This is a genomic window from Paraburkholderia oxyphila NBRC 105797, from assembly GCF_000685075.1.
Taxonomy (GTDB): domain Bacteria; phylum Pseudomonadota; class Gammaproteobacteria; order Burkholderiales; family Burkholderiaceae; genus Paraburkholderia; species Paraburkholderia oxyphila.
In genome coordinates this window covers 51,625-71,290 of the sequence record NZ_BAYD01000019.1, presented here as the reverse complement: position 1 = coordinate 71,290, position 19,666 = coordinate 51,625, and the positions used below count along the sequence as shown (strand labels likewise).

General features: G+C 64.4%; 15 protein-coding genes. 7 read left to right on the top strand and 8 right to left on the bottom strand.

Annotation, left to right across the window (positions count from 1 at the left end):
* Positions 1-34: 34 nt before the first annotated feature.
* Positions 35-868, bottom strand: a complete 834-nt coding sequence (locus tag BO1_RS15085; protein ID WP_043284945.1) for an AraC family transcriptional regulator — start codon at positions 866-868, stop codon at positions 35-37.
* 329 nt (positions 869-1,197) lie between these two features.
* Here BO1_RS15085 and BO1_RS15080 point away from each other — a divergent pair, with 329 nt between their 5' ends.
* Entirely contained in the window at positions 1,198-1,902 is a 705-nt protein-coding gene (locus BO1_RS15080; RefSeq protein WP_084687972.1) for a YceI family protein, read from the top strand.
* 13 nt (positions 1,903-1,915) lie between these two features.
* Here BO1_RS15080 and tdh read toward each other — a convergent pair whose 3' ends face one another.
* Together tdh and BO1_RS15070 are read right to left on the bottom strand one after the other, a co-directional pair.
* On the bottom strand, positions 1,916-2,947 hold the full coding sequence (gene tdh / locus BO1_RS15075) for an L-threonine 3-dehydrogenase (RefSeq protein ID WP_028218259.1): 1,032 nt from the start codon (positions 2,945-2,947) through the stop codon (positions 1,916-1,918).
* An 18-nt stretch (positions 2,948-2,965) separates the two neighbouring features.
* The gene (locus BO1_RS15070; protein WP_028218258.1) at positions 2,966-4,165 is read right to left on the bottom strand and encodes a glycine C-acetyltransferase; all 1,200 of its coding nucleotides are present in this window, start codon (positions 4,163-4,165) and stop codon (positions 2,966-2,968) included.
* Positions 4,166-4,328: 163 nt separating this feature from the next.
* Between BO1_RS15070 and BO1_RS51190 the strand changes: the two genes are divergently transcribed.
* The 3 genes from BO1_RS51190 (at position 4,329) to BO1_RS51185 (ending at position 6,749) form a co-directional block, all read left to right on the top strand.
* Positions 4,329-5,078, top strand: coding sequence for a helix-turn-helix domain-containing protein (locus tag BO1_RS51190; RefSeq protein ID WP_084687971.1), 750 nt, complete (start codon positions 4,329-4,331; stop codon positions 5,076-5,078).
* Positions 5,079-5,224: 146 nt separating this feature from the next.
* Positions 5,225-5,638, top strand: coding sequence for a DUF2471 family protein (locus BO1_RS15060; protein ID WP_028218257.1), 414 nt, complete (start codon positions 5,225-5,227; stop codon positions 5,636-5,638).
* Between the two features lie 115 nt (positions 5,639-5,753).
* Positions 5,754-6,749, top strand: a complete 996-nt coding sequence (locus BO1_RS51185; protein WP_043284943.1) for a tyrosine-type recombinase/integrase — start codon at positions 5,754-5,756, stop codon at positions 6,747-6,749.
* A 106-nt stretch (positions 6,750-6,855) separates the two neighbouring features.
* On the opposite strand, the gene BO1_RS15050 is transcribed toward BO1_RS51185, so the two are convergent.
* A complete protein-coding gene (locus BO1_RS15050; RefSeq protein WP_028218256.1) occupies positions 6,856-8,067 on the bottom strand; it encodes a DNA-binding protein in 1,212 nt (403 codons plus the stop codon).
* A 2,040-nt stretch (positions 8,068-10,107) separates the two neighbouring features.
* Between BO1_RS15050 and BO1_RS15045 the strand changes: the two genes are divergently transcribed.
* Positions 10,108-11,481 carry a replication initiation protein gene (locus BO1_RS15045; RefSeq protein WP_028218255.1) on the top strand — a complete coding sequence of 458 codons (1,374 nt, stop codon included), beginning with the start codon at positions 10,108-10,110 and terminating at the stop codon, positions 11,479-11,481.
* Between the two features lie 142 nt (positions 11,482-11,623).
* Here the strand turns inward: BO1_RS15045 and BO1_RS15040 are convergent, their stop codons facing one another.
* Positions 11,624-12,685, bottom strand: a complete 1,062-nt coding sequence (locus BO1_RS15040; RefSeq protein WP_028218254.1) for a ParB/RepB/Spo0J family partition protein — start codon at positions 12,683-12,685, stop codon at positions 11,624-11,626.
* Positions 12,686-12,709: 24 nt separating this feature from the next.
* Complete coding sequence (parA, locus tag BO1_RS15035; protein ID WP_028218253.1) at positions 12,710-13,372, bottom strand: ParA family partition ATPase; 663 nt, start codon at positions 13,370-13,372, stop codon at positions 12,710-12,712.
* A gap of 827 nt (positions 13,373-14,199) precedes the next feature.
* On the opposite strand from parA, the gene arsC reads away from it, so the two are divergent.
* Together arsC and BO1_RS15025 are read left to right on the top strand one after the other, a co-directional pair.
* Positions 14,200-14,559, top strand: a complete 360-nt coding sequence (gene arsC, locus BO1_RS15030; RefSeq protein WP_028218252.1) for an arsenate reductase (glutaredoxin) — start codon at positions 14,200-14,202, stop codon at positions 14,557-14,559.
* A gap of 471 nt (positions 14,560-15,030) precedes the next feature.
* A complete protein-coding gene (locus tag BO1_RS15025) occupies positions 15,031-15,585 on the top strand; it encodes an NADPH-dependent FMN reductase (protein ID WP_028218251.1) in 555 nt (184 codons plus the stop codon).
* Between the two features lie 147 nt (positions 15,586-15,732).
* Here BO1_RS15025 and BO1_RS15020 read toward each other — a convergent pair whose 3' ends face one another.
* A complete protein-coding gene (locus BO1_RS15020; RefSeq protein ID WP_028218250.1) occupies positions 15,733-16,506 on the bottom strand; it encodes a hypothetical protein in 774 nt (257 codons plus the stop codon).
* Positions 16,507-16,649: 143 nt separating this feature from the next.
* Positions 16,650-19,043, bottom strand: a complete 2,394-nt coding sequence (locus BO1_RS15015; RefSeq protein ID WP_028218249.1) for a response regulator — start codon at positions 19,041-19,043, stop codon at positions 16,650-16,652.
* Between the last annotated feature and the right edge of the window lie 623 nt (positions 19,044-19,666).

Genomic DNA, 19,666 nt, shown 5'->3' with positions numbered 1-19,666 from the left:
GGCGGCCGGCCTTTGCAGCCGTCGACAGCAACCGTCAGGCGGGGCCGGCGCCCTGCGCGAGCCGGTAACGGCCCGGCGATACGCCGAACTGGCGGGCGAACGCCCGGTTCAGATGGCTCTGGTCGCAGAAGCCGGCCGCGAGCGCCGCCTGCGCGGGCGCTTGGCCGGCCTTGAGCAGGCGCCGCGCGAGTCCGACGCGGCAATGCAGGATGTATTGATGCGGCGGCACGCCGAACGCCTGCACGAAGCCGCGATGGAGCTGGAAGCGGCTAAGCCCGGCGGCGACCGCGAGCTCGGCGAGCGAGAAGGCCTGGCCCGGATCGGCGTCGATCATCTCGCGCACGCGCGCCACGGCCGCCGGCGAGCACGGCGCAAGCGGCCGGCGGTGGCCGAGGCCGCGCACGAGCCGCGTCATGGCGTCGAGCGCCGCGCCGTCGAAAGCCATGGCCGCGAGGTCGCAGGGTGCGGCCGTGGCATAGCCGAACGCGGCATCGAACAGCGCGCGCAGGCGCGGATCGGCGATCACAGGCGCGAAGAGCGCGAAACCGGCGTCGTCGCCCTGGGTGACATCGGCCTGCAGCGCATCGATCCAGCGCGGCTCGAAATAGAGCATGCGCCAGCGCCGCGCGCCCGTGCCGAGCGGACGCCCGTCGTGCACTTCGCCGGGATTGACGAGAATGAGGTTGCCGGCCACGGCCTCGACCACGCCCGCATCGGAGAGGGACACATGGCCGCCCGCATCGATCACGCCGATGCCGTACTGGTCGTGCGCATGGCGCGCGAAGCTGCGCGCCGAGGCGGCCGTCATGGCGTCGACCTCGCGCACGTGCGTGGCGTGAAAGCGGACCGAATCGTTCGCAGTGGGCATGCGGCGGCTTCCTCCGGGTGGCCCGGGCTCTCCAGACTCCCCACGTTCCAGTAACGGGCGGTGATCCGATATCAAACCCGAAATCGGGCTGCGTTGCAATGCGTGGCGCAAACGCTGCGCTCGAGGCGCCGTGCGAAGGCTGCGCGCGCATGCGCTTCGTCCCTCGTGCCAGGAGACTCGCCGCGCAACGTGCAAGAATGACGACCCGCGCCCGATCTGCGGTCATTCAAGAATCATGGCTGTCGATGGAACAAAAGTGCGCCGCCTTTCGTAACTACATTAACGACGCGAACGATTTTCACTCGCCAGGCACCCGAAATGGAGACCCCATGAACCGCTCCCCAGCCGCAGCCACCCCGCACGCGCGCCGCCGCACGCTGTGCGCCGCGCTGGCCGCGGCCTGTCTGCTGTTCGCCTGCACGCCGCTGCGCGTCGTCACGCACAGCGTGAGCCCCGCCGAGGCGTCCGTGCCGGCGGGACACTACACGCTGGACGCGCATCACTGGAGCATCGTGTTCGACGTCGACCATCTGCACTACACGCGCTTCGTGATGCGCTTCGATCGCGCGAGCGCGCAGCTCGACTGGCGCGCGAACGCGCTGGAGAGTGCGACGGTGGAGGCCGTGATCGACGCGGCGAGCCTCGACACCAACGTGCCACTGCTCGATCGCATGGTGAAGGGTCCGCAGATGCTGGACGTCGAGCGCTATGCCCAGATCCGCTTCGTGAGCACGCATTTCGAGCGCACCGCCGACGTGAATGGCAAGCCCGCCGGCAAGCTCACGGGCGATCTCACGATTCATGGCGTGACGCAGTCCGTCACGCTCGACGTGGTGTTCAACGGCTATGCGCCGAACCCGCTCACGAAGCAGCCGACGCTCGGTTTCGCGGCCACGGGGCATTTCAGCCGCGCGAAGTTCGGGCTGACGACGTGGTATCCGGCCGTCGGCGACGAGATCGACGTGCGCATCCAGGCCGAGTTCGAACAGCGGCCGCCGGGCGAGGCGGCGGCATCGGAGGCGGCGCCGCAATGAGCGGCGCGAAACCTCAGGCGGCAGTCCAGTCGAGAATCACCTTGCCGCTCTCGCCGGAGAGCATCGCCGCGAAGCCTTGCTCGTAGTCGTCCACGCTGAAGCGGTGCGTGATGATGGGCGAGAGATCGAGCCCGCTTTGCAGCATCGCGACCATCTTGTACCAGGTCTCGAACATCTCGCGGCCATAAATGCCCTTGATTTCGAGGCCCTTGAAGATGACCTGATTCCAGTCGATGGCGGTTTGCGCGGGTGGAATGCCGAGCAACGCGACCTTGCCGCCATGGTTCATCGACTCGAGCAGCGCCGTGAACGCGCTCGGCACGCCCGACATTTCGAGGCCCACGTCGAAGCCCTCGGTCATGTGCAGCTCGTTCATCACGTCGCGCAGCGAATCGCGCGCGACGTTCACCGCACGCGTCGCGCCCATCTTGCGCGCGAGCTCGAGCCGGTAGTCGTTCACGTCGGTGATCACGACGTTGCGCGCGCCCACGTGCTTTGCGATCGCGGCGGCCATGATGCCGATCGGCCCCGCGCCGGTGATGAGCACGTCCTCGCCCACGAGGTTGAACGAGAGCGCCGTATGCGTGGCGTTGCCGAACGGATCGAAGATCGCAGCGAGATCGTCGGAGATCTCGGGCGGGATCTTGAAGGCGTTGAAGGCCGGAATCACGAGGTATTCGGCGAATGCGCCTTCGCGGTTCACGCCCACGCCGGTGGTGTTGCGGCACAAATGGCGGCGTCCCGCGCGACAGTTGCGGCAGAAGCCACAGGTGATATGGCCTTCGCCCGAGACGCGGTCGCCGATCTCGAAGCCGCGCACCTCCTGGCCCATCTCGACGATCTCGCCCACATATTCGTGGCCCACGTGCATGGGCACTGGAATGGTCTTCTGCGCCCAGTCGTCCCACTTCCAGATATGGATATCGGTGCCGCAGATCGCCGTGCGGCGGATCTTGATCATCACGTCGTTGTGGCCGACTTCGGGCTTCTTCACGCGGGTGAGCGTGAGGCCCGGGGCCCGTTCGAGCTTGGCAAGTGCTTTCATGTTATTTCGTCATCCTTCTCAAATCACGCCAAGCTGCTTGCCTACGCGCGCAAACGCGGCCACGGCGCGGTCGATCTGCTCGGGGGTATGCGCCGCGCTCATCTGCGTGCGGATGCGCGCGCGGCCCTTCGGCACGACCGGATACGAAAAGCCGATCACGTAGACGCCTTCGTGCAGCAAGGCATCGGCCATCTTCGCGGCCACCTGCGCGTCGCCGAGCATCACGGGGATGATCGGATGCTCGCCCGGCACGAGCGTGAAACCGAGCGCGCTCATCTCGCGGCGGAAATGCGCACCGTTGGCCTGCACGCGCGCGCGCAGTTGCGCGCCTTCGGCGCTCGCGATCAGCTCGAGCACCGCGAGCGACGCGGCCGCGATGCTCGGGGTGAGCGTGTTCGAGAACAGATACGGACGCGAGCGCTGGCGCAGCAGCTCGATCACTTCCTTCTTCGCCGCCACATAGCCACCCGACGCGCCGCCCAGCGCCTTGCCGAGCGTGCCCGTGATGATGTCCACGCGTTGCGCCACGCCGCAGTGCTCGGGCGTGCCGCGGCCATGCGCGCCGATAAAGCCCACAGCATGCGAGTCGTCGACCATCACGAGCGCGCCGTAGCGGTCGGCCAGATCGCAGATGCCCTTGAGGTCGGCGATGATGCCGTCCATCGAGAACACCCCGTCGGTCGCGATGAGCTTGTAGCGCGCGCCGGCTTCATCGGCTTCGCGCAGCTTCGCTTCGAGATCGGCGAGATCGTTGTTCTTGTAGCGGTAGCGGCGCGCCTTCGAGAGCCGCACGCCGTCGATGATGCTCGCGTGATTGAGCTCGTCGCTGATGATCGCGTCCTCTTCGCCGAGCAGCGTTTCGAAGAGGCCCCCATTGGCGTCGAAGCAGCTCGAATAGAGAATGCAGTCTTCGGTCTGCAGGAACGCGGCGAGCGCGCTTTCGAGCTGCTTGTGCACCGTTTGCGTGCCGCAGATGAAGCGCACCGAGGCCATGCCGAAGCCATCGCGCTCGAGCCCGTCCTTCGCCGCGGCGATCAGGCGCGCGTCGTTTGCGAGGCCCAGATAATTGTTGGCGCAGAAGTTCAGAACGTCGCTGCCGTCGGCGAGTCCGATGGACGACGATTGCGGCGTCGCGATCACGCGCTCGCTCTTGTAGAAGCCGTCCGCGCGAATCTGGTCGAGCGTCGCGCGCAGGTGATCGAGATAGGGGGTAGCCATTGCATCGTGCTCCTGGGCAATCTTGCATGGGGCCAGAGGAAGAGCTCTGACCGACACAGCCCAAGCCGCGGCTGCTATAGTCGCCGTCAGCTTTGAGCGAAATTATTCGTTTTTCCGAACTCATGTTCGATATATCGAACAACTTTAATCGATGAGGCAGTCCATGGCAAGCATCGGCACAGGTTCGCGCGCGGGCAAGCGTGCAGCATCGCCGGATTCATCGGCCGAACATTCCGGCGCAGCGAGCCACGCCGGTGCCCACGCAGGCGAGAATGCGGGGACCAAAACCCCCACGCGCAAATCCCGCGCCGCAGCAAACCCGGCGGCGGAGCTCCCGGATCCGTCCGTTCGGGCCGCGCCTGCCGCGCCGCCGCGCGTGGGCGAGCAGATCCAGCGCCTGCGCAGCGAGCGCAAGATGACGCTCGACGAGCTGTCGCGCGCGGCCGGCGTCTCAAAATCCATGCTATCGGAAATTGAGCGCGACAAGGCGAATCCGACGATCGCCGTGGCGTGGCGGCTCACGAACGCGCTGGGCGTGAAGCTCGATTCGCTGTTCGTCGCGCCGCGCGCGCCCGACGCCATCACGGTGGCCGGGCCGCACGACATCCCGACCCTGCATGGGCATGAAGCAGGCTATCAATTGCGCGTCTGGGGGCCGATCGAGCTGGCCGGCCATTTCGAGTGGTATGAACTCACGCTCAAGCCGGGCGGCGCCCTGGTGTCGGCGGCGCACGAGCCCGGCACGCGCGAGCATCTCACCGTTCTGCAGGGCACGATCGAGGTGGAGGCGGGGGACGCGCACGAGCGTCTGAAGACGGCGGACACGGCGCGCTATATCGGCGACCAGCCGCACGCGATCCGCAACGTGGGCAAGGGTGAGGCGCGTGCGCTGCTGATCGTGATCCACGGCTGAGCGGACGGCAGTCGCCCGTCGCCGGCCTTCAGGCGTGTCGCCCCGCATCCGACCATTCGACGATCCCTGGCCGAACGGATGAGGCTGCACGATCGCGCCGACTACTGTATATTCATACAGTAAAAAGAACGACCGGAGCAGCCGCCATGCAATCCCCGCAAACCTCGCGAACCCCGAACGAGCAGGAACTGGCCGCCTTGCGTTTTCAAGCGGCCGCGCGCGACCTCGAGCAGATCGTGCGCAACATCGCACAACGCTATATCGCCCAGCAGGTACCGCTCACCTGGCGCCTGTTGCACGCTATCGAGGCGGAAGCGCTCGCCGACCTCGGTTTCGCGAGCCGTCACGACACGCTGATGCTCGGCCTGTTCCAGCGTCCGGGCGGCCTCGCGTACCCGGAAACCGACGAGACGGTCGACTTTGGCCAGTCCAATGCGCTGCCGGCGGTGTTCGCATTCGCCGTCAGCGCCTATGAGCGGGCAGCCCAAAGCGCGCAGGACGCCCAGCGCGAAGCCCGGCGGCGCGCCGCAGCGAAGCGCTCGCGCGCGTGGGGCGGGTGACGGCTATCGTATGTCGCCGCGCGCGGCAGGGCCGGCTTCGCCGCATGGCGGCGCCCGGTCCCGCGCGGATTTCGCTAGAATCCTTTCTCGTAACGCAACTAACGGAAGGATAGTGATGAGCACCTCCCATTCCTCTCGCGACCTCTTCGACCAGCAGCGCAAGGACTGGCAGCACGATCCGGCCGCCGCCTTCGACGCCTGGCTGGCTTCCCAGGATTTGCGCCAGTCGTCTGCCGACGTCTACCGCGTGCAATGGGGGCGGTTTCTCGAATGGCTCGCGCTCAGGCGCAAGACGATTGTTTCCGTGGACACCGGCACGATCGCCGAATTCGTCGCCGGGCTCGACGTGAAGAAGCCGCAGCGGCTGCGCTATCTGCGCCTCATCGAGCGCGTGCTCGATCACGTGCGCCAGATCGAACTGGCGTCCACGAACCCCGCGCGCTTCATCGCCCAGGACGGCGAGGCCGCCTGGCGCAATGCGCGCGAGAACGAACCTACCGGATTTCTCACTGCCATAGAACGCGCCGCCGTGATCGCGCGGCTGTTCGCGCCGCTTACCGAGCAGTCGGCCGCGAAGCGCTGGCGCGAGCGGCGCGACCGCGCGCTCGTGGCCGTCTTCCTCGGCGGCGGCCTGAAAACCGGCGACGCCATCGCGCTGAAGCTCGACGCCACGGCCATCGGCTCGGAATGGATCACCCTCGAAGCCGACAATCCGGCCTTCACCCACAGCACGCGGCTCGCGCCATTCGCCGTCGACGTGATGGGGGCCTGGCTCGAAGCGCGTCGTCTCGCGGGCCTGCCCGGGCAGCTCGTGTTTCCCGGCTCGCCGAATGGGCGTCCGATGCACAAGGCCACCGTGCTGCGCGCGATCGACGCATTGATGGAGACGGCGGGCATCGCTGAAACCCGCGCCGAACGCGCGAGCCCGCAAACCCTGCGCAACAGCTTTGCAGCCGATTTGTTCGAGCGCGGCACCCACGCCGATCAGGTGGGGCAGTGGCTCGGCTTCCTGCAACCGATTTCCGCGGGGCGGCTGCATCGCGCATGGCGCGTCTGGGCCGACCGGGAAGCATCCGCGAGTCGCGCGGATGTCGCGCCCGAAGCAGACTGAAGCACACTGAGGTTCGAGGCGGAAAAGCGCTATCCGTCTACATCGCGCGCCGTTGCCGCTCCCGTAAAAGCTCCCGTTCCCGGCACCCGGCGCCTCCCGAAAATGCTCACCTCACGGCATTGCGGACATCTTTCTTGCCCGCTGTGAAGCGCGCAACGGCCTCGAGTCGCGACACGCCCAGGCCCGACGTGTAGTCGCACTCGGGACACGACAGTTCGAAGCGGCCATCGACCTGCGCCAGCTCCGGCTCGCCATCCTCGCAGTTCGGGCAATGCGCCGGCAGGCTCACATGGGCGTCGACGCGCGTGCCGAGTTGCGCCAGCTCGTCCTCGCCCAGGCGCCCGGCCTGCGCGAGCGCGCACAACACGCCGGCAACCGAACCGTCGATACCCTGTTGCGTGCGCAACGTCGCAACCTGGCGCGTGAGCACGTCAACCTCGTCCGAGCGCTCGCGCAATACGGCGTCGAGCCGGTCCGCCCGCGCCTTGGCCGTGGCCAGTTGCTGGATGAATTCGAATTCCTTCTTGCTGGCCTCGCGCTGGGCCGACTGCCACGTGGACGACATCGTGCGCAGCGAATCGAGTTCGACCAGCATGGGCTTCACGCGGCGTTCGGCCTCGGCGAGCGCATCCTTGATCTGTTGCGCGTAGTGCTCGGTGCTTTTGCGCATTTCTTCGTGCAAACCGTCGATGCGGTCGCGCAGGCCGGCATTGGTGGTCTGCTCCGTCTCGATACGCTTCTGGAGCGACTCGTTTTCAGCCTCGAGGCGGCGTGCCGTTGCCTGCAGGCTGTCCTGATGCAGTGCGCCATGCGCGGAAGCGGTCGCCAGCTGGTTTTCGAGCTCGCGCACGCGAGCCCAGGCCGCTTCTATGCGGGCCTCGCTGCGCTGGAGCATTTCATCGGCGGCAAGACGTCGGGCCTCTGCATCGCGCAATGCCTGTTCGGCATCGTGGCGGCCAGACTCGATTTCCTGACGCTCGGCCTCGAGCGTCTGCCGGGCCAGCGCTCGGGCCTCTTCATATAGAGCACCAAGGAGTTCGCCGGCGCGCTCTTCCAACGCGGACGGAATAGCGCCGTTGCCGACGCGCACCTTCGACGCCGCACGAATGCGTTGCCAGAAAAGCTCGATGTCTTTGGGAATGTCACTGGCGCTGCCAGTCTGGGTCAAATCCCGGACGGTGGCCATTGAGGGACGGATGCCGAAGTCGAAAAAGAGACGCTTGCAGGCATGTAAGGACAGGTCCTGCCGGCGCGCGCCGTCTTTGCGCAAGGTTTCCAGCTCTTCGCGGAGGGCCTGGCGGTCTTCGTCTCGAATCATGGTCGTCTCTGCGTCTGCGAGGGATAACGGATCGAATAATAACAAATTACGTATTGATCCATACAACTATCCGTGCAGTCTTTCGGAGACGTGTCATTCAGGCGAAGCAGGCACTCCAAATGACGATTTTGCTGTCGCTTGAGTCGGCGCTTCGTGAAACAAAACGAAGTTTGTTCCATAAGCCATTGTAAACGCTTGGCTTTCTGGAAGTGAACCATTTATAGACGTTGTTTCACGAGTGGTTGTACTGGCAAAAACGGATCTTGAGGCTCTGCGGGGTGTGGATATCCCGGAGGGCTCGCGGGGTAGATGGGCTTGAGAGTAATAAAAGTAAACACCCTTGATACCTGTTAAAAGACGTTAACGCCACAGCAAACCCTTACCTGGCGTGGGTTTCAGCCCGAAGAGGTGAACCTTTACGGGAACGGTGGTGAGCCTCTGCGGGACAGGCGGGTGATGGGCTTCGGGGAAGGGGGTGAGTGCTTGCGGGACAGGACGTGAGCGGGTTCGGGACGACCCCGATTCTTGACTCTGCAGCAAGGGTGAGTCAATACGGGAGTGGACGGGGACTCTGCCCCCGACACATCGGGGCAGTGGGTGTTGTTACATGAATTGCAACGGTGAGGGGATTCGGGGTGTGTGATTGGGCGGGTTTTCGGCGTCAATTTGGGTCGCCTGGAAGCTGCGGTGAGGGAGATCGGGAAGAATCGCCTGGCCAAGGTGAAGCTTTTCGGGAGACGAAGGGGCATTTTGACCGAATTCGCGGCTTTTCGGACCTTGAGGTGAGCTTTTACAGGAGCGCAAGAGTGCTTGATCCTGAGAGGAGATGACAATGCCGGAGGAGGCTTCGACTCCGCGTGCGTATTAAGGTGAGCTTTTCCGGGAGTTTGTCGCAGTGCCGCGAAATCGGCCGTGCCTGGCGTGTCGTGCCCGCGTGAGGTGAGTTTATTCGGGGGCCGATTTGGGCCGAAAAGGCTACTCAGGTGAGCCTTTTCGGGAGCAAGTTGGCGTTCACTGACGCCGGAAGGTTGATTTGCAAAGGCGCGTGATGCTGCCCGGTGTTTCGGCTGATCCGCCAAGGTGAGGTTTTTCGGGAGCTACTGGTGCAGGGTGGTGACGCGCGCTTTCAGTCTGCACGATGTATTGAGGTGAGGATTTTCGGGAATGGCCGGTTTCCTCGCGTGGCCGACGTGGATTGTGGATAACCATAGGAATCTATTGGCTTTTTCCGACTTTCCGCGGCAAAGGTGAGCGTTTCCGGGAGGGCTGCGCTGCCCTCATCAGGTCGGGTCCGGCGGGCATCGCCGTTCTTCCAGGCTCCAAAGGTGAGCGTTTTCGGGAGCGTAATGGCGGGTATCGGCTTGCTGTTTTGGCCACAAGCGTTACACGCTCAAACTTCTTGGCGTGTTGAAGGTGAGCTTTTTCGGGGGGCAGTCGAGCCGGAAGGACAATTTGTGGGCGTCTTGCGGACTCTCGTGACGCGCTGAAGCGGGCACGCGACGCTGGCCAAAGGGGGTTGGCGCAAGCGGAGGGGCGTTGCAGTGCGCCAGGCCTGCGCAACGGGCGCACCTGAGGAAGGCTACGGATCGCGGATGCTGCGTACCCAGGCGGGTGCGCTATCCGTTCCAGGTGTTATCCGCAGATGGTCGCGGAGCCGTTCGCTCCATTTGGCTTGCCCCATTATTTGTGCTGCGCCATGCGGGTTGGCTGCTTCCCGCTGGCCCATTAGCGCCGGCACGCCAAGGCCGTGAGCGCATCGGCCTGCTGTTGCGTTTGAGCCAGGAAATTTTTGAGGTGAGCTTGTTCGGGAGCCGATCGACACCTTTCCGAGCGGCTCCGGATGAGCGGTGGGTGCCAAAACCCCGAGTGCGTCGGGAGCCCGGCGGACAGGCGCTTGCCGGCAAGGTGAGTGTTTTCGGGAGCCCGTCGCGGTGAGGTGCGCGCCGCAGACTCGCTTCACCGGCAATGGTGAGAGTGAGCCTATAGACGCGTTTCACCACAGGCGGTATCCTTTCGCGAAATCTCACCTCGACCCGACGCATGGCCACGAAGCGCGTGAAAAAAACCGATGTGGTGAGCCCGAGCTCGGCCGAATTGCGCAAGGCCGTCGAGGCGATCGCGATTCAGCCGAAGAGCGGCAAGATCACCCTGCTGACCCGCAAGCTCTTCAACGTCCTGCTCGCCGTCGCGCAGCAGGCGGATGAGTCTGGCGATACCTACCGTGCGCTCCTGTCCGACATCGTCGCGAACTCGGCGTTCGATTCGAACGACACGGCGCTCGTCAAGGAGCATCTGCGGCGCATGGTGTCGGTGCAGGTCGAATGGAGCCAGGGCACCTCGAGCCAGAAGCCGGGGCGCAAGTGGGGCATCTCCACATTGATCGCCGACGCAGAAATTCTCGAAGACCCGACCACTCGCCGCGTCTGGGTGGAATTCTCGTTCGCACCCAAGATCAAGAAGAAGCTGCTGGATCCGGTCCAGTATGCCCGGTTGAGCCTGCAATTCCAGAGCCAGTTGCGCAGCAGCGCCGGTCTCGCGCTTTACGAAATCTGCGTGCGCTATCTCACCAATCCGAGCCATCTGACGATGCGCGAGACGTGGGAGTGGTGGCGGCCGATCCTGTCGGGCACGCCCGACACCGAGGCCGGCGACGAAGCCAAGCGCGAGTACAAGTATTTCAAGCGCGATTACCTGCGGCCGGCCATTGCGGAAGTCAACGCCGTCACGAACATCTTTGTCGAGCTGATCGAGCATCGCGAAGGCCGGCGGGTTGCGGAAATCCAGTTTCGCGTGACGGAGCGCAAGCAGCCCATGCTCGCGCTCGACGAGCACCCGAACGTCTTCGACAGCACGCTCGTCGACCGCATGGTCAAGATCGGCATTCCGCTGAAGGAAGCCCAGTCGCTTTATGCCGACAGCGAGGAGAACCGTATCCGCGCGGCGCTTCAGTTGACCGAGCAGCGTATGCGCAGCACGAGCTTGCCACCCGTGCGCAGCGCCGCAGCGCTATTCAAGGATGCCTTGAAGAAGGGTTACGCGCCACCGGTGGAGGATGGAGGGGCAGGCACACCTGCCACGGCACGCGCGGTGGCAGGGAGCGCGGTGGCCGGGAGCGCGGCGGCGGACGATCCGAAGGCCCGCCTGATGGACGAATACGCGGCCTACCGGCGCAAGGAGGCGCGTGCGCTCTATGACGAGCAGGGCGAGCTGGAGCGCGAGATTGCACGCACGTCGTTCGAGAACGATGAGTTGCCGGGGCTTGGGTCACATCTGCGCGATGACTGGCGCCGCCGCGGCCTCGACTCGAAACTGGCCGATACGGCGTTCTTCGATTGGCTCGCACGCAAGACGTGGGGCGAACCTACCGACGGCGATCTGCTCGCCTTTACGCTGAGCCAGTCGCGCGCGGCCTGAGCTCCGGCGCTGCCGCTTCTGCCGGCCAGTGGACAGGGCAATGCAGGGTTTCGTCTGATTCGCAGCGGGTTTCCAGTGAAATTCCAATAAAAAAGGTCTTCACGCATGAGGCGTGAAGACCTTTTTTATTTGCTTGCCGCGATTACTTCAGCTTCAGCATTTCTTCGATCTGGTGAAGCAGGGCGTCGCGCCGATCCTTCGTGAGACCCTTCAAACGCAGTTCGAGCCGGTCCTCGCCGTACGACTTCAGGTCGCCCACGGCTACGCCGTCGAGCTTGATTTCCAGGCGCTGGGCGTAACGCTGCCGGCCTGCAGGTTTGGGGCTTTCCTGGGGCGTTGCCCGGCCTTTCACGATGTCCGCGACCTGGCGCGTGCTGAGGTCGTCGGCAACGATCCGGTTGATCAAGCGCAGCGTGGCGTCGGTGCCGCGCGCACCATGATAGCGGCCAACCTGATAGGCCATATTCGAGCCGAAGCGATCGGGGCGCGCGACCATTTCGTGCATGACCAATTCGGGCAGCTTGGCAATGGAGAGCGCCACAGCCACGGTCGATTCATCGAGGCCAAGATGATCGGCGAGCTCGCGCTGGCTCTGGAAATGCTTTTCGTCGATAAAGCGCTTCCAGACTATGGCGTTGTCGAAGACCGTCTGCGAGTCGCGCTGGACGTTGAGATCGTAGCCGAGCTTGTAGCTCGCGAGGCCGATGGGCAGATCGACGACGATTGCCTTGACGACCTCCTTGTTGGCTTCCTTGAGGGCGCGCACACGCCGCCCGCCGTCGCTGACGTAATAGCTGCCCGGCGCCGCGTAATCGGGAATCACGTGGATGGCCTGCTGCTGCCCCTGCTTCGCGAGATTGACTGCGAGCTCGGCAATCGAAGTCTTCAGATAGAAATGACGCGGATTAAACGGGCTGGCTTTGATCGCCTTCAGCGGCAGCTCGATGATCTGGCCGGGACGATAACCCTGCTCGATGCGCCACGCGCGATATTCCGCAGACTCGTGCTCCGTCGAAGCAAGAGCGGCATCCTCCGTGCTCTCGACCGGCTCTGGCTGACTTGCGCGACCGACCGATTCACGTGATTTCGGTTTGTCCTGGACGATGCCGTCGATGGCATTGAGTCGGTCGAGGGCCGTGCGTTTTTCGCTGCTCGTCGTGTCAGGCCGTGCCTGAAAACCTTTGGCAAATTGTGAGGGCTTCATTCAGCGTCCTTTATGCGCATAAAGTCAGGGGAGCATCTCCGCTATTTCGTCGGCGCAAGCGCGCACTTCGACTGCGGCGAGCCGCGCACCACGATCGCTCATCTGCAGGACCGTTTGACCGAGAGCCATGGCCTGCTTGTACGCTTCGCGAGTGGGTATTTGTGTTCTGAGCAACGGGAAACCGAGTTCCTCCAGCGCGCGCTTCAACTCGCGGGTGAGCATGCGCTTCTCTTCGGTCTTGTTCAGCAGGAAGACGGCTTTCAGGTCTTCGTTCATGACCTGCGCCTGCTGAATCAGCTTGACGAGTCCAACGCTCGACCAGTAGTCGGCCGGTGAAGACGAGGTGGGGATGACGGCGACCGTAGCGGCCAGCAGGACCACGCCAGAGACCTTCTCGGTAATCGACGGTGGGCAGTCGACGATGATGATGTCGTAGTCGCCGATGAACTTCTTGATCTCGCGGTGGATCTGGCCACCCGCCTCAGAAAGATTCACCACCGGGAACGGAATCCCAGTTTCCCCGTCTGTGGATGCGCTTGCCCAGTGGACCAGCGTGTTCTGGCCGTCGGCATCGACCACGAGTACACGCTTTCCCCTTTCGTGGAATGCCGCGCCGAGATGCATCGCGATCGTGCTCTTGCCGACCCCGCCCTTTTGCTGCGTGACTGCGATTATCTCTGCTGCCAATTGGTTTTCTCCTTTTGCTAATTGTTTTGGATTTTACCTGGATTAAGTTGCGATTCAACGGCAGTTGTATGATTTTCATCGCACAGCATGAAGGATTGGCCATTCGGCCAAGGTTTATGCGCATAAAGGTCGGCGAATGCGAGGCATCTGGACGGTTCTGGTTACGGAGGGCGTACTTGACGAACGCATGGAAATCGTATGGTTGGCCGCGTAGAGCAGGACCGGCCGACAGATTTATGCGCATAAAGGTTGTGGCGACGGATGACTGGCTGGATCTGAAATTACTCTCGACATTCATTAGGCACATCGGGCGCCAAGTGCCCTCTTCTGCGAGTGCTGCTTTATGCGCATAAAGCCCGAGGGGGCGAGGTGATGCCGCGTCGATCCGGAAGAACAGCACCTGGCCACCGCGCTTCAGCAGGCATCCGAAGTCGAGCCCACGCGACATAACGTCCCCAACTTTATGCGCATAAATCTGCCGGCAAGTGCCGGTCAGCGGCTACGCGATACCTCAGTGATCCATCGATCGGCTCAGGCCATTGCATCCTTATGGGCTGTCTGCCTCAGTGCCTCCAAGTCCCAGCTGCTTTCATCATTCATTACAACCAGCCCGAGGGTAGATTCACGAGCCACTTCTGCCCTCTCCGGCCTGGCCGGTAAAATTCGTCCCTGTGAACGGTCCCCCACGAAACCTGTTCGACCGATCGCGTTTACGACAGGCTTTGGGTGCCGTTGAGTTCACTGCACCGATGTCCGTCCGAGTGACCAGACGGGCACCGCTGTTCCCAATGCAATCCATCTTCCCCGACCAATCTCGCCTTGAACCCATGATTACGATCTATCACAACGCCCGCTGCTCGAAGTCCCGCGCCACTTGCGAGTTGGTCTCGACCACATACAACACGGCCAATGAATCGGTCGAGGTCGTCGAGTACCTGAAGACTCCGCTCACGGTCGACCAGTTGAAGGCTCTGCACGCCCAATTGGGTGGTCCGCTGCGCGACATGATGCGCACCAACGAAACTGAGTACGCGGAGCTCGCACTCGATGCCGATGGCGTGACTGATGATCAGCTCTACGAAGCAATTGCGCGCCATCCGATTCTGCTGCAGCGTCCGATCGTCGTGCGTAACGGACGTGCCGTGATCGGCCGTCCGCCGGAAAACGTCGCCGCGCTATTCGACTGATTTGAGCCGGTTCGCCCGATCTGCGTTTCGTCTTCTTCGGGCAGATCCTGCCGGGCGGTCGTTTCGTGCGCAGGTCTCGCACTCGCGGTCGTTCTCTACAACCTGCCCTGCCGGGTTGGCCGCTCGCGAAACGGTGAATCTCCGCGCAATATCCAGCCGCACAGTCGCGCGGCGCGTGTCGTCACGCGAGTTTCACCGCAGGGCGGCACACCGCGCTGCGCGTCGACGCCTGTCGCGATCCCGAGAATCGCCCGGTGCCATCGGGCTTCGCGCCAATTTGTCCACAAGGTTGTGAACAAAATCTGTGGATAAATCTCCCGCCAGCCTCGCTTATCCACAGTTGCCATGCGCATCGCGCGCGCGGCCCTTCCGACCATCTGACATACCGCCATTTTCTCCCACGCCTATGATGGGGTTTCTTTCCACTGCGCTTCGTGCGCGCTACCGGGGCAAACCGGGGAGGACACTGAGATGGCCTATCAAGTTGCGGTCGTGGTCGGCAGTCTGCGCAAGGCTTCATTCAACCGCCAGCTCGCGCATGCTGTGACGTCGCTGGCACCGGCCGATTTTTCGTTCGAGTTTCTCGACATCGGCGTGTTGCCGCTTTACAGCCAGGACTACGACGCCGACTATCCCGAGGTCGCGCGTCAATTCAAGCAGAAGATCGAGGCCGCCGATGCGCTGCTCTTCGTGACGCCCGAGTACAACCGCTCGATCCCCGGCGTGCTGAAGAATGCGATCGACTGGGGCTCGCGCCCGTGGGGCAAGAACTCGTGGAGCGGTAAGCCAGGTGCCGTACTGGGCACGTCGCCGGGGGCCATCGGCACGGCGCTTGCACAGTCGCACCTGCGCAACGTGCTCGCCTATCTCGACGTGCCGACGCTCGGCCAGCCCGAGATGTTCATCAAGCACGATGCCACGCGGATCAACGAAAAAGGCGAGATTGTGAACGACGATACGCGCAAGTTCCTGCAGGCGTTCGTCGATCGTTATGCCGAATGGATCAAGCGTCAGTTGGGCCGCTAGGCAACGGCCGCGGCGCGGCCGAGCCGGTGGGGCCGCGGCAGAGAGTGGCCGGTAGCGGCAGGTAGCGGGTCGTGCCGCGGCGCTCACACTACATGCGCCGCGGCAAGCGCTGCGCACGCAGTGTGGCGCGCGCAGGCGGCAGCTTCTTTAATGCAGCGTCGGACGCTGCCCGGTCACGGGCCGATCCGGCGCGTCCGATGCACGGTGGTCGTGCGAGTCTTCTTCGTATTCGATGAATTCGTCGGGGATGCGCGGCGCGGCAGCACCTGCGGGTTGCGTCGCCTGCGGCGCCGCAGGTACGTCGACGCGCGCCCCGACTGTCCTCCCCATCACGGCGCCCGCGCCCGGCGCACTGGCCGATGCGAGCACGGTGGCCTCGGCCTCGTTCACCGGCCGTGACGGTTGTGCCGTGGCCTCGGTTGACGAGCGCGCAGATTCACCGGCGGCGCCAGGCCGAACCTCGTTCGCTTCGTCCTGCGCCGACTGTGCTACGCGCCGACGCATGGCTTCAGCCAGATTGGCGAGGCCAAGCTCGTCGAGTGCCGAATGCTCGCGTGCAACGGGATCGGCAGCGTCCGTCGCGGCCCATGTCCAGTTGCCGCCGCGCACGGCGACTTCGAGTGCGTGCTCGCCGCGCAGCGTATTGCACGCGAGGTCCACGCGCGCTTCGTCGGCGACGCGCACGCCGATCAGCACATTGCCCGCCGGTGCTTCGGGTTCGGGCGGCGCGCCCGTATTCGCGCGCACGTCGCCCGTCGTGGAGAAGAAGCTCGCGACGATCCGCTCGATGCCGGCCAGCACACCTGACTCGTGTACCGGCAATTCGATGTCGCTGGCAGGGAAGCCGCATTGCAGCAGCGCTTCCTGCGCATGCCGCGCCTTGTCGTAGGTCTCGAAGAGACCGGTCACGGTCTGTTTCATGGCTCGTTCCTCCTCATAGCCGTTTCCACGTGCCGCAGACGGATACCGCAATCCGCGTGCCACGAAGCTCGCTCATGCGTAGCCCGCCGTGCGCACGGCGCACACCGGCCGCGTGCCCAAGGTGCCCCGCGTGCCATTTCGACCTACAGTGTCGCGTCCCGTTCCCGCCGCGCGCGCCCCTGGCGATCGTGCTGGATCGCCTCCAGCATTTTCTCCAGCAGGGCGATGTCGAACGGCTTCGAGAGCACGCGCACATCCACGCCGCGCGTGCGCTCCAGCTCTTCCGCGTAGCCCGTGACGAGGATCACCGGCAAGCCGGGCTCGCGCGTCTGCAGCGCTTCCGCGAGATCGATGCCGTTCATCGTGCCCGGCATGTGGATGTCCGAGAGCACGAGGTCGAAGTGCGGCGCATCGTCGTCGCTAGCGCGCGCGGCGCGGGCCGCATCCACGAACGCCAGCGCACTCGCCGCGTCGTTCGCGCAGGTGACGTGATGGCCCATCATCTGCAGCAGCGCCTCGGTGCCCGCCGCGACTTCGTCGTTGTCCTCGACGAGCAGCACGCTCAGCCCTTGCGGCGGATTCGTGCTGTGCTCGCGCGGCTCGGCTTCGCGTTGCGCGGCCGGCGCGGCGCTCGCGCGCGGCAGATAGAGATGCACCGAGGTGCCGGCGCCAATCGCGCTGTCGATCGCGGCCAGCCCGCCCGAGCGCTCGCAGAACGCGAAGACCTGCGGCAGCCCGAGCCCCGTGCCCATGCCCTTCGGCTTGGTCGTATAGAGCGGCTCGAAGGCGCGCGCGAGCACATCGGGCGGCATGCCGACGCCCGTGTCCTCCAGCGCGACGTGCACGAACTCGCCGTCGAGCGGGAAGCCTTCGCCCGGCCGGAACGAGATATTGCGCGCCCGCACCGTGAAGCGTCCGCCATTGGGCATGGCGTCGCGCGCATTGACGGCGAGATTGATGAGCGCGAGCTCGAACTCGGCGACGTCCACCCGCACGGGCCACACGGCTTCGTCGACGTCCATGACGAGCGCGACCTTCGCGCCGAGCGAGGCGCGCAGCAGCTCGCGCGACGCGGGCAGCCAGCGGCCCACGGGAATCGTCTCGTTGCGCAGCGGCTGCTTGCGCGCGACGCCGAGCAACTGGCGCGTGAGCGACTGTCCGCTCTTCAGCGCGCGCTCGACGGCGGAGATTTCACGCTCGAAGCCCGTCACGCCGCGCCGTCGCGCGATCTGCACATTGGCCGAGACGATCATCAGCAGATTGTTGAAGTCGTGCGCGACGCTGCCGACGAGATTGCCGAGCGCCTCCATCTTGCGCGACTGCCGGTAGGCCGATTCGATCGAGCGGCGCATCGCGGCTTCGGCCTGCCAGCGTTCCCAGGCTTCCTCCTCGGCGGCGAGGCGGCGCAGCGAAAGCCAGATCACGCACCACAGCGCGATCGACGGCGTGAACATCGAGATGATCAGCACGCTCAGGTGCCGGTACCACGCGGACCAGACCGCCGAGGTGCGGTAGAGGCAGGCGACATAGACCGGATACGCGCCCACGCGCCGGAAGGCGACGATCGCGTTGTCGCCGAGCAGCCGTGAATGCATGCGCACGACGCCCGCTTCCTTGTCGAGCGCGAGCGCGGCTGCGAGCGGCGAGTCGGCCGTGATGGCGGCCGGCGTGGCGGCGCCAGATACGCCGGTGCTGCTCGACGGCGCCGTGCTCGCCCCGGTCGCAGATCTGGCGCTATTAGAGGATGCGGCGCTCGCCGAGGCCTGCGCAAGCGTCGCGCGAGGCGCGCGTGCACCCGGCGGCGGCTCGAATGCGAGGATCGCACCGTCGCTGCGCACGAGGCCGAGCGCCATCGGCGAGTCGTCGCCCAGCAGCTCGCTGTAGAACTTGTCGAAGTAGCTGGGCCGCAGCGCGACCGAGACCAGCCCGGCGAACTGGCCCACGGCGTCGTGGCGCGCGATGCCGGTGTTGAAGACGGTTTCGCCGCTCACCTGCCCTTGCATGACGCGCGAGACGTGGTCGAGCATGCGGCCATCGCGGATGCCCACGAAGTCGTCGCGCGTGGCGATCGACACGCGCGGCGGCGGCGAATAGCGGCTGCTCGCGAGCAGCTCGCCGTCGCGGCCGAAGATCGAGACGGCCGCCACCTGCGGATAGCCGCCGCCGATCGCGTCGAGTTTCTCGTGGATCTGCGCCTCGTTCGCGCGGATGCCGTCGTCGTCGAGATCTTCCACGCCATCGACGATGCGAGCATCGAGCGCATCGTTCATGTCGAACACCTTGAGCGCATGCTCTTCCGCCACGCGCACGGTGCGCAGCGTGGCGTCGGTGGCGTCGGCCTCGCGCGTGCGCAAGTCGTTCCACGCCATCGTGGCGACATAGATGCAGGGCAGCACGATCGCGGCCAGCAGCAGCGCGATCAGCGTGCGGCGGCGTACCGTGAAATCGTGGCTGGGCGCCGCCGGAAACGGCACTTCGTCGGCGCGCGGCGGCGGCAGCGAGCGATCGTCGGGCCCTGCGGGCCGGTCGGGATTCATCGTAGGGATAAGGCTGAAGACGGCGGCGGACCTTTGACATGATAAACGACCGGGCTCGCGCTTCGGGCCGTTCGAGCCTCGGATGCGCTTTCCATCTGCGCGGACGATGCGTGCGCCGGCTAAGCAGGCGGCCATCATGCGCCGCCGCAAAGTGGATTTAAGCGCGCGCTACGGCGTGCAGTTAGAACGATTTCTCCTGGTGACCCCGTGATTGCGCGACGTTCCGCGTAGCGCAAACGTACACAAAAGCATAATCGCCGGCCTTTAATTAGGGGATGGATTGATTATTTCTTGAAATCGACAAAAACAAGTCATTTTTGTTCGTCGAACGATTGTCGACGAGTTGCATTTGGTTCAATTTGCTTCGAAAATCGCTGCCACGATAATTAACATGCGCAAAAATGGCCGTTGCCTGGCGCACAACAGGCCGTGTTTTTCGGGGTGTCCTCAATCTGTAAGGCAAAGAAAGCGGCCTAAATACGCAGCCGCTTCGCATCGGTCGGGCGCGCGTCGAGCCGCGCCATCGATTCAATCAGTCAGCCGACGGTTCCATACAGTACGCATAAAAATGTGCGCGCACGCTAAAGAACTCGCGTTCGCAGCCGTTAATACGCCTTAACGCA

Coding starts and splice junctions, on each gene's coding strand:
- BO1_RS15085 (WP_043284945.1), bottom strand. CDS start 868: ATGCCCACTGCGAACGATTCGGTCCGCTTTCACGCCACGCACGTGCGC.
- BO1_RS15080 (WP_084687972.1), top strand. CDS start 1,198: ATGAACCGCTCCCCAGCCGCAGCCACCCCGCACGCGCGCCGCCGCACG.
- tdh (WP_028218259.1), bottom strand. CDS start 2,947: ATGAAAGCACTTGCCAAGCTCGAACGGGCCCCGGGCCTCACGCTCACC.
- BO1_RS15070 (WP_028218258.1), bottom strand. CDS start 4,165: ATGGCTACCCCCTATCTCGATCACCTGCGCGCGACGCTCGACCAGATT.
- BO1_RS51190 (WP_084687971.1), top strand. CDS start 4,329: ATGGCAAGCATCGGCACAGGTTCGCGCGCGGGCAAGCGTGCAGCATCG.
- BO1_RS15060 (WP_028218257.1), top strand. CDS start 5,225: ATGCAATCCCCGCAAACCTCGCGAACCCCGAACGAGCAGGAACTGGCC.
- BO1_RS51185 (WP_043284943.1), top strand. CDS start 5,754: ATGAGCACCTCCCATTCCTCTCGCGACCTCTTCGACCAGCAGCGCAAG.
- BO1_RS15050 (WP_028218256.1), bottom strand. CDS start 8,067: ATGATTCGAGACGAAGACCGCCAGGCCCTCCGCGAAGAGCTGGAAACC.
- BO1_RS15045 (WP_028218255.1), top strand. CDS start 10,108: ATGGCCACGAAGCGCGTGAAAAAAACCGATGTGGTGAGCCCGAGCTCG.
- BO1_RS15040 (WP_028218254.1), bottom strand. CDS start 12,685: ATGAAGCCCTCACAATTTGCCAAAGGTTTTCAGGCACGGCCTGACACG.
- arsC (WP_028218252.1), top strand. CDS start 14,200: ATGATTACGATCTATCACAACGCCCGCTGCTCGAAGTCCCGCGCCACT.
- BO1_RS15025 (WP_028218251.1), top strand. CDS start 15,031: ATGGCCTATCAAGTTGCGGTCGTGGTCGGCAGTCTGCGCAAGGCTTCA.
- BO1_RS15020 (WP_028218250.1), bottom strand. CDS start 16,506: ATGAAACAGACCGTGACCGGTCTCTTCGAGACCTACGACAAGGCGCGG.
- BO1_RS15015 (WP_028218249.1), bottom strand. CDS start 19,043: ATGAATCCCGACCGGCCCGCAGGGCCCGACGATCGCTCGCTGCCGCCG.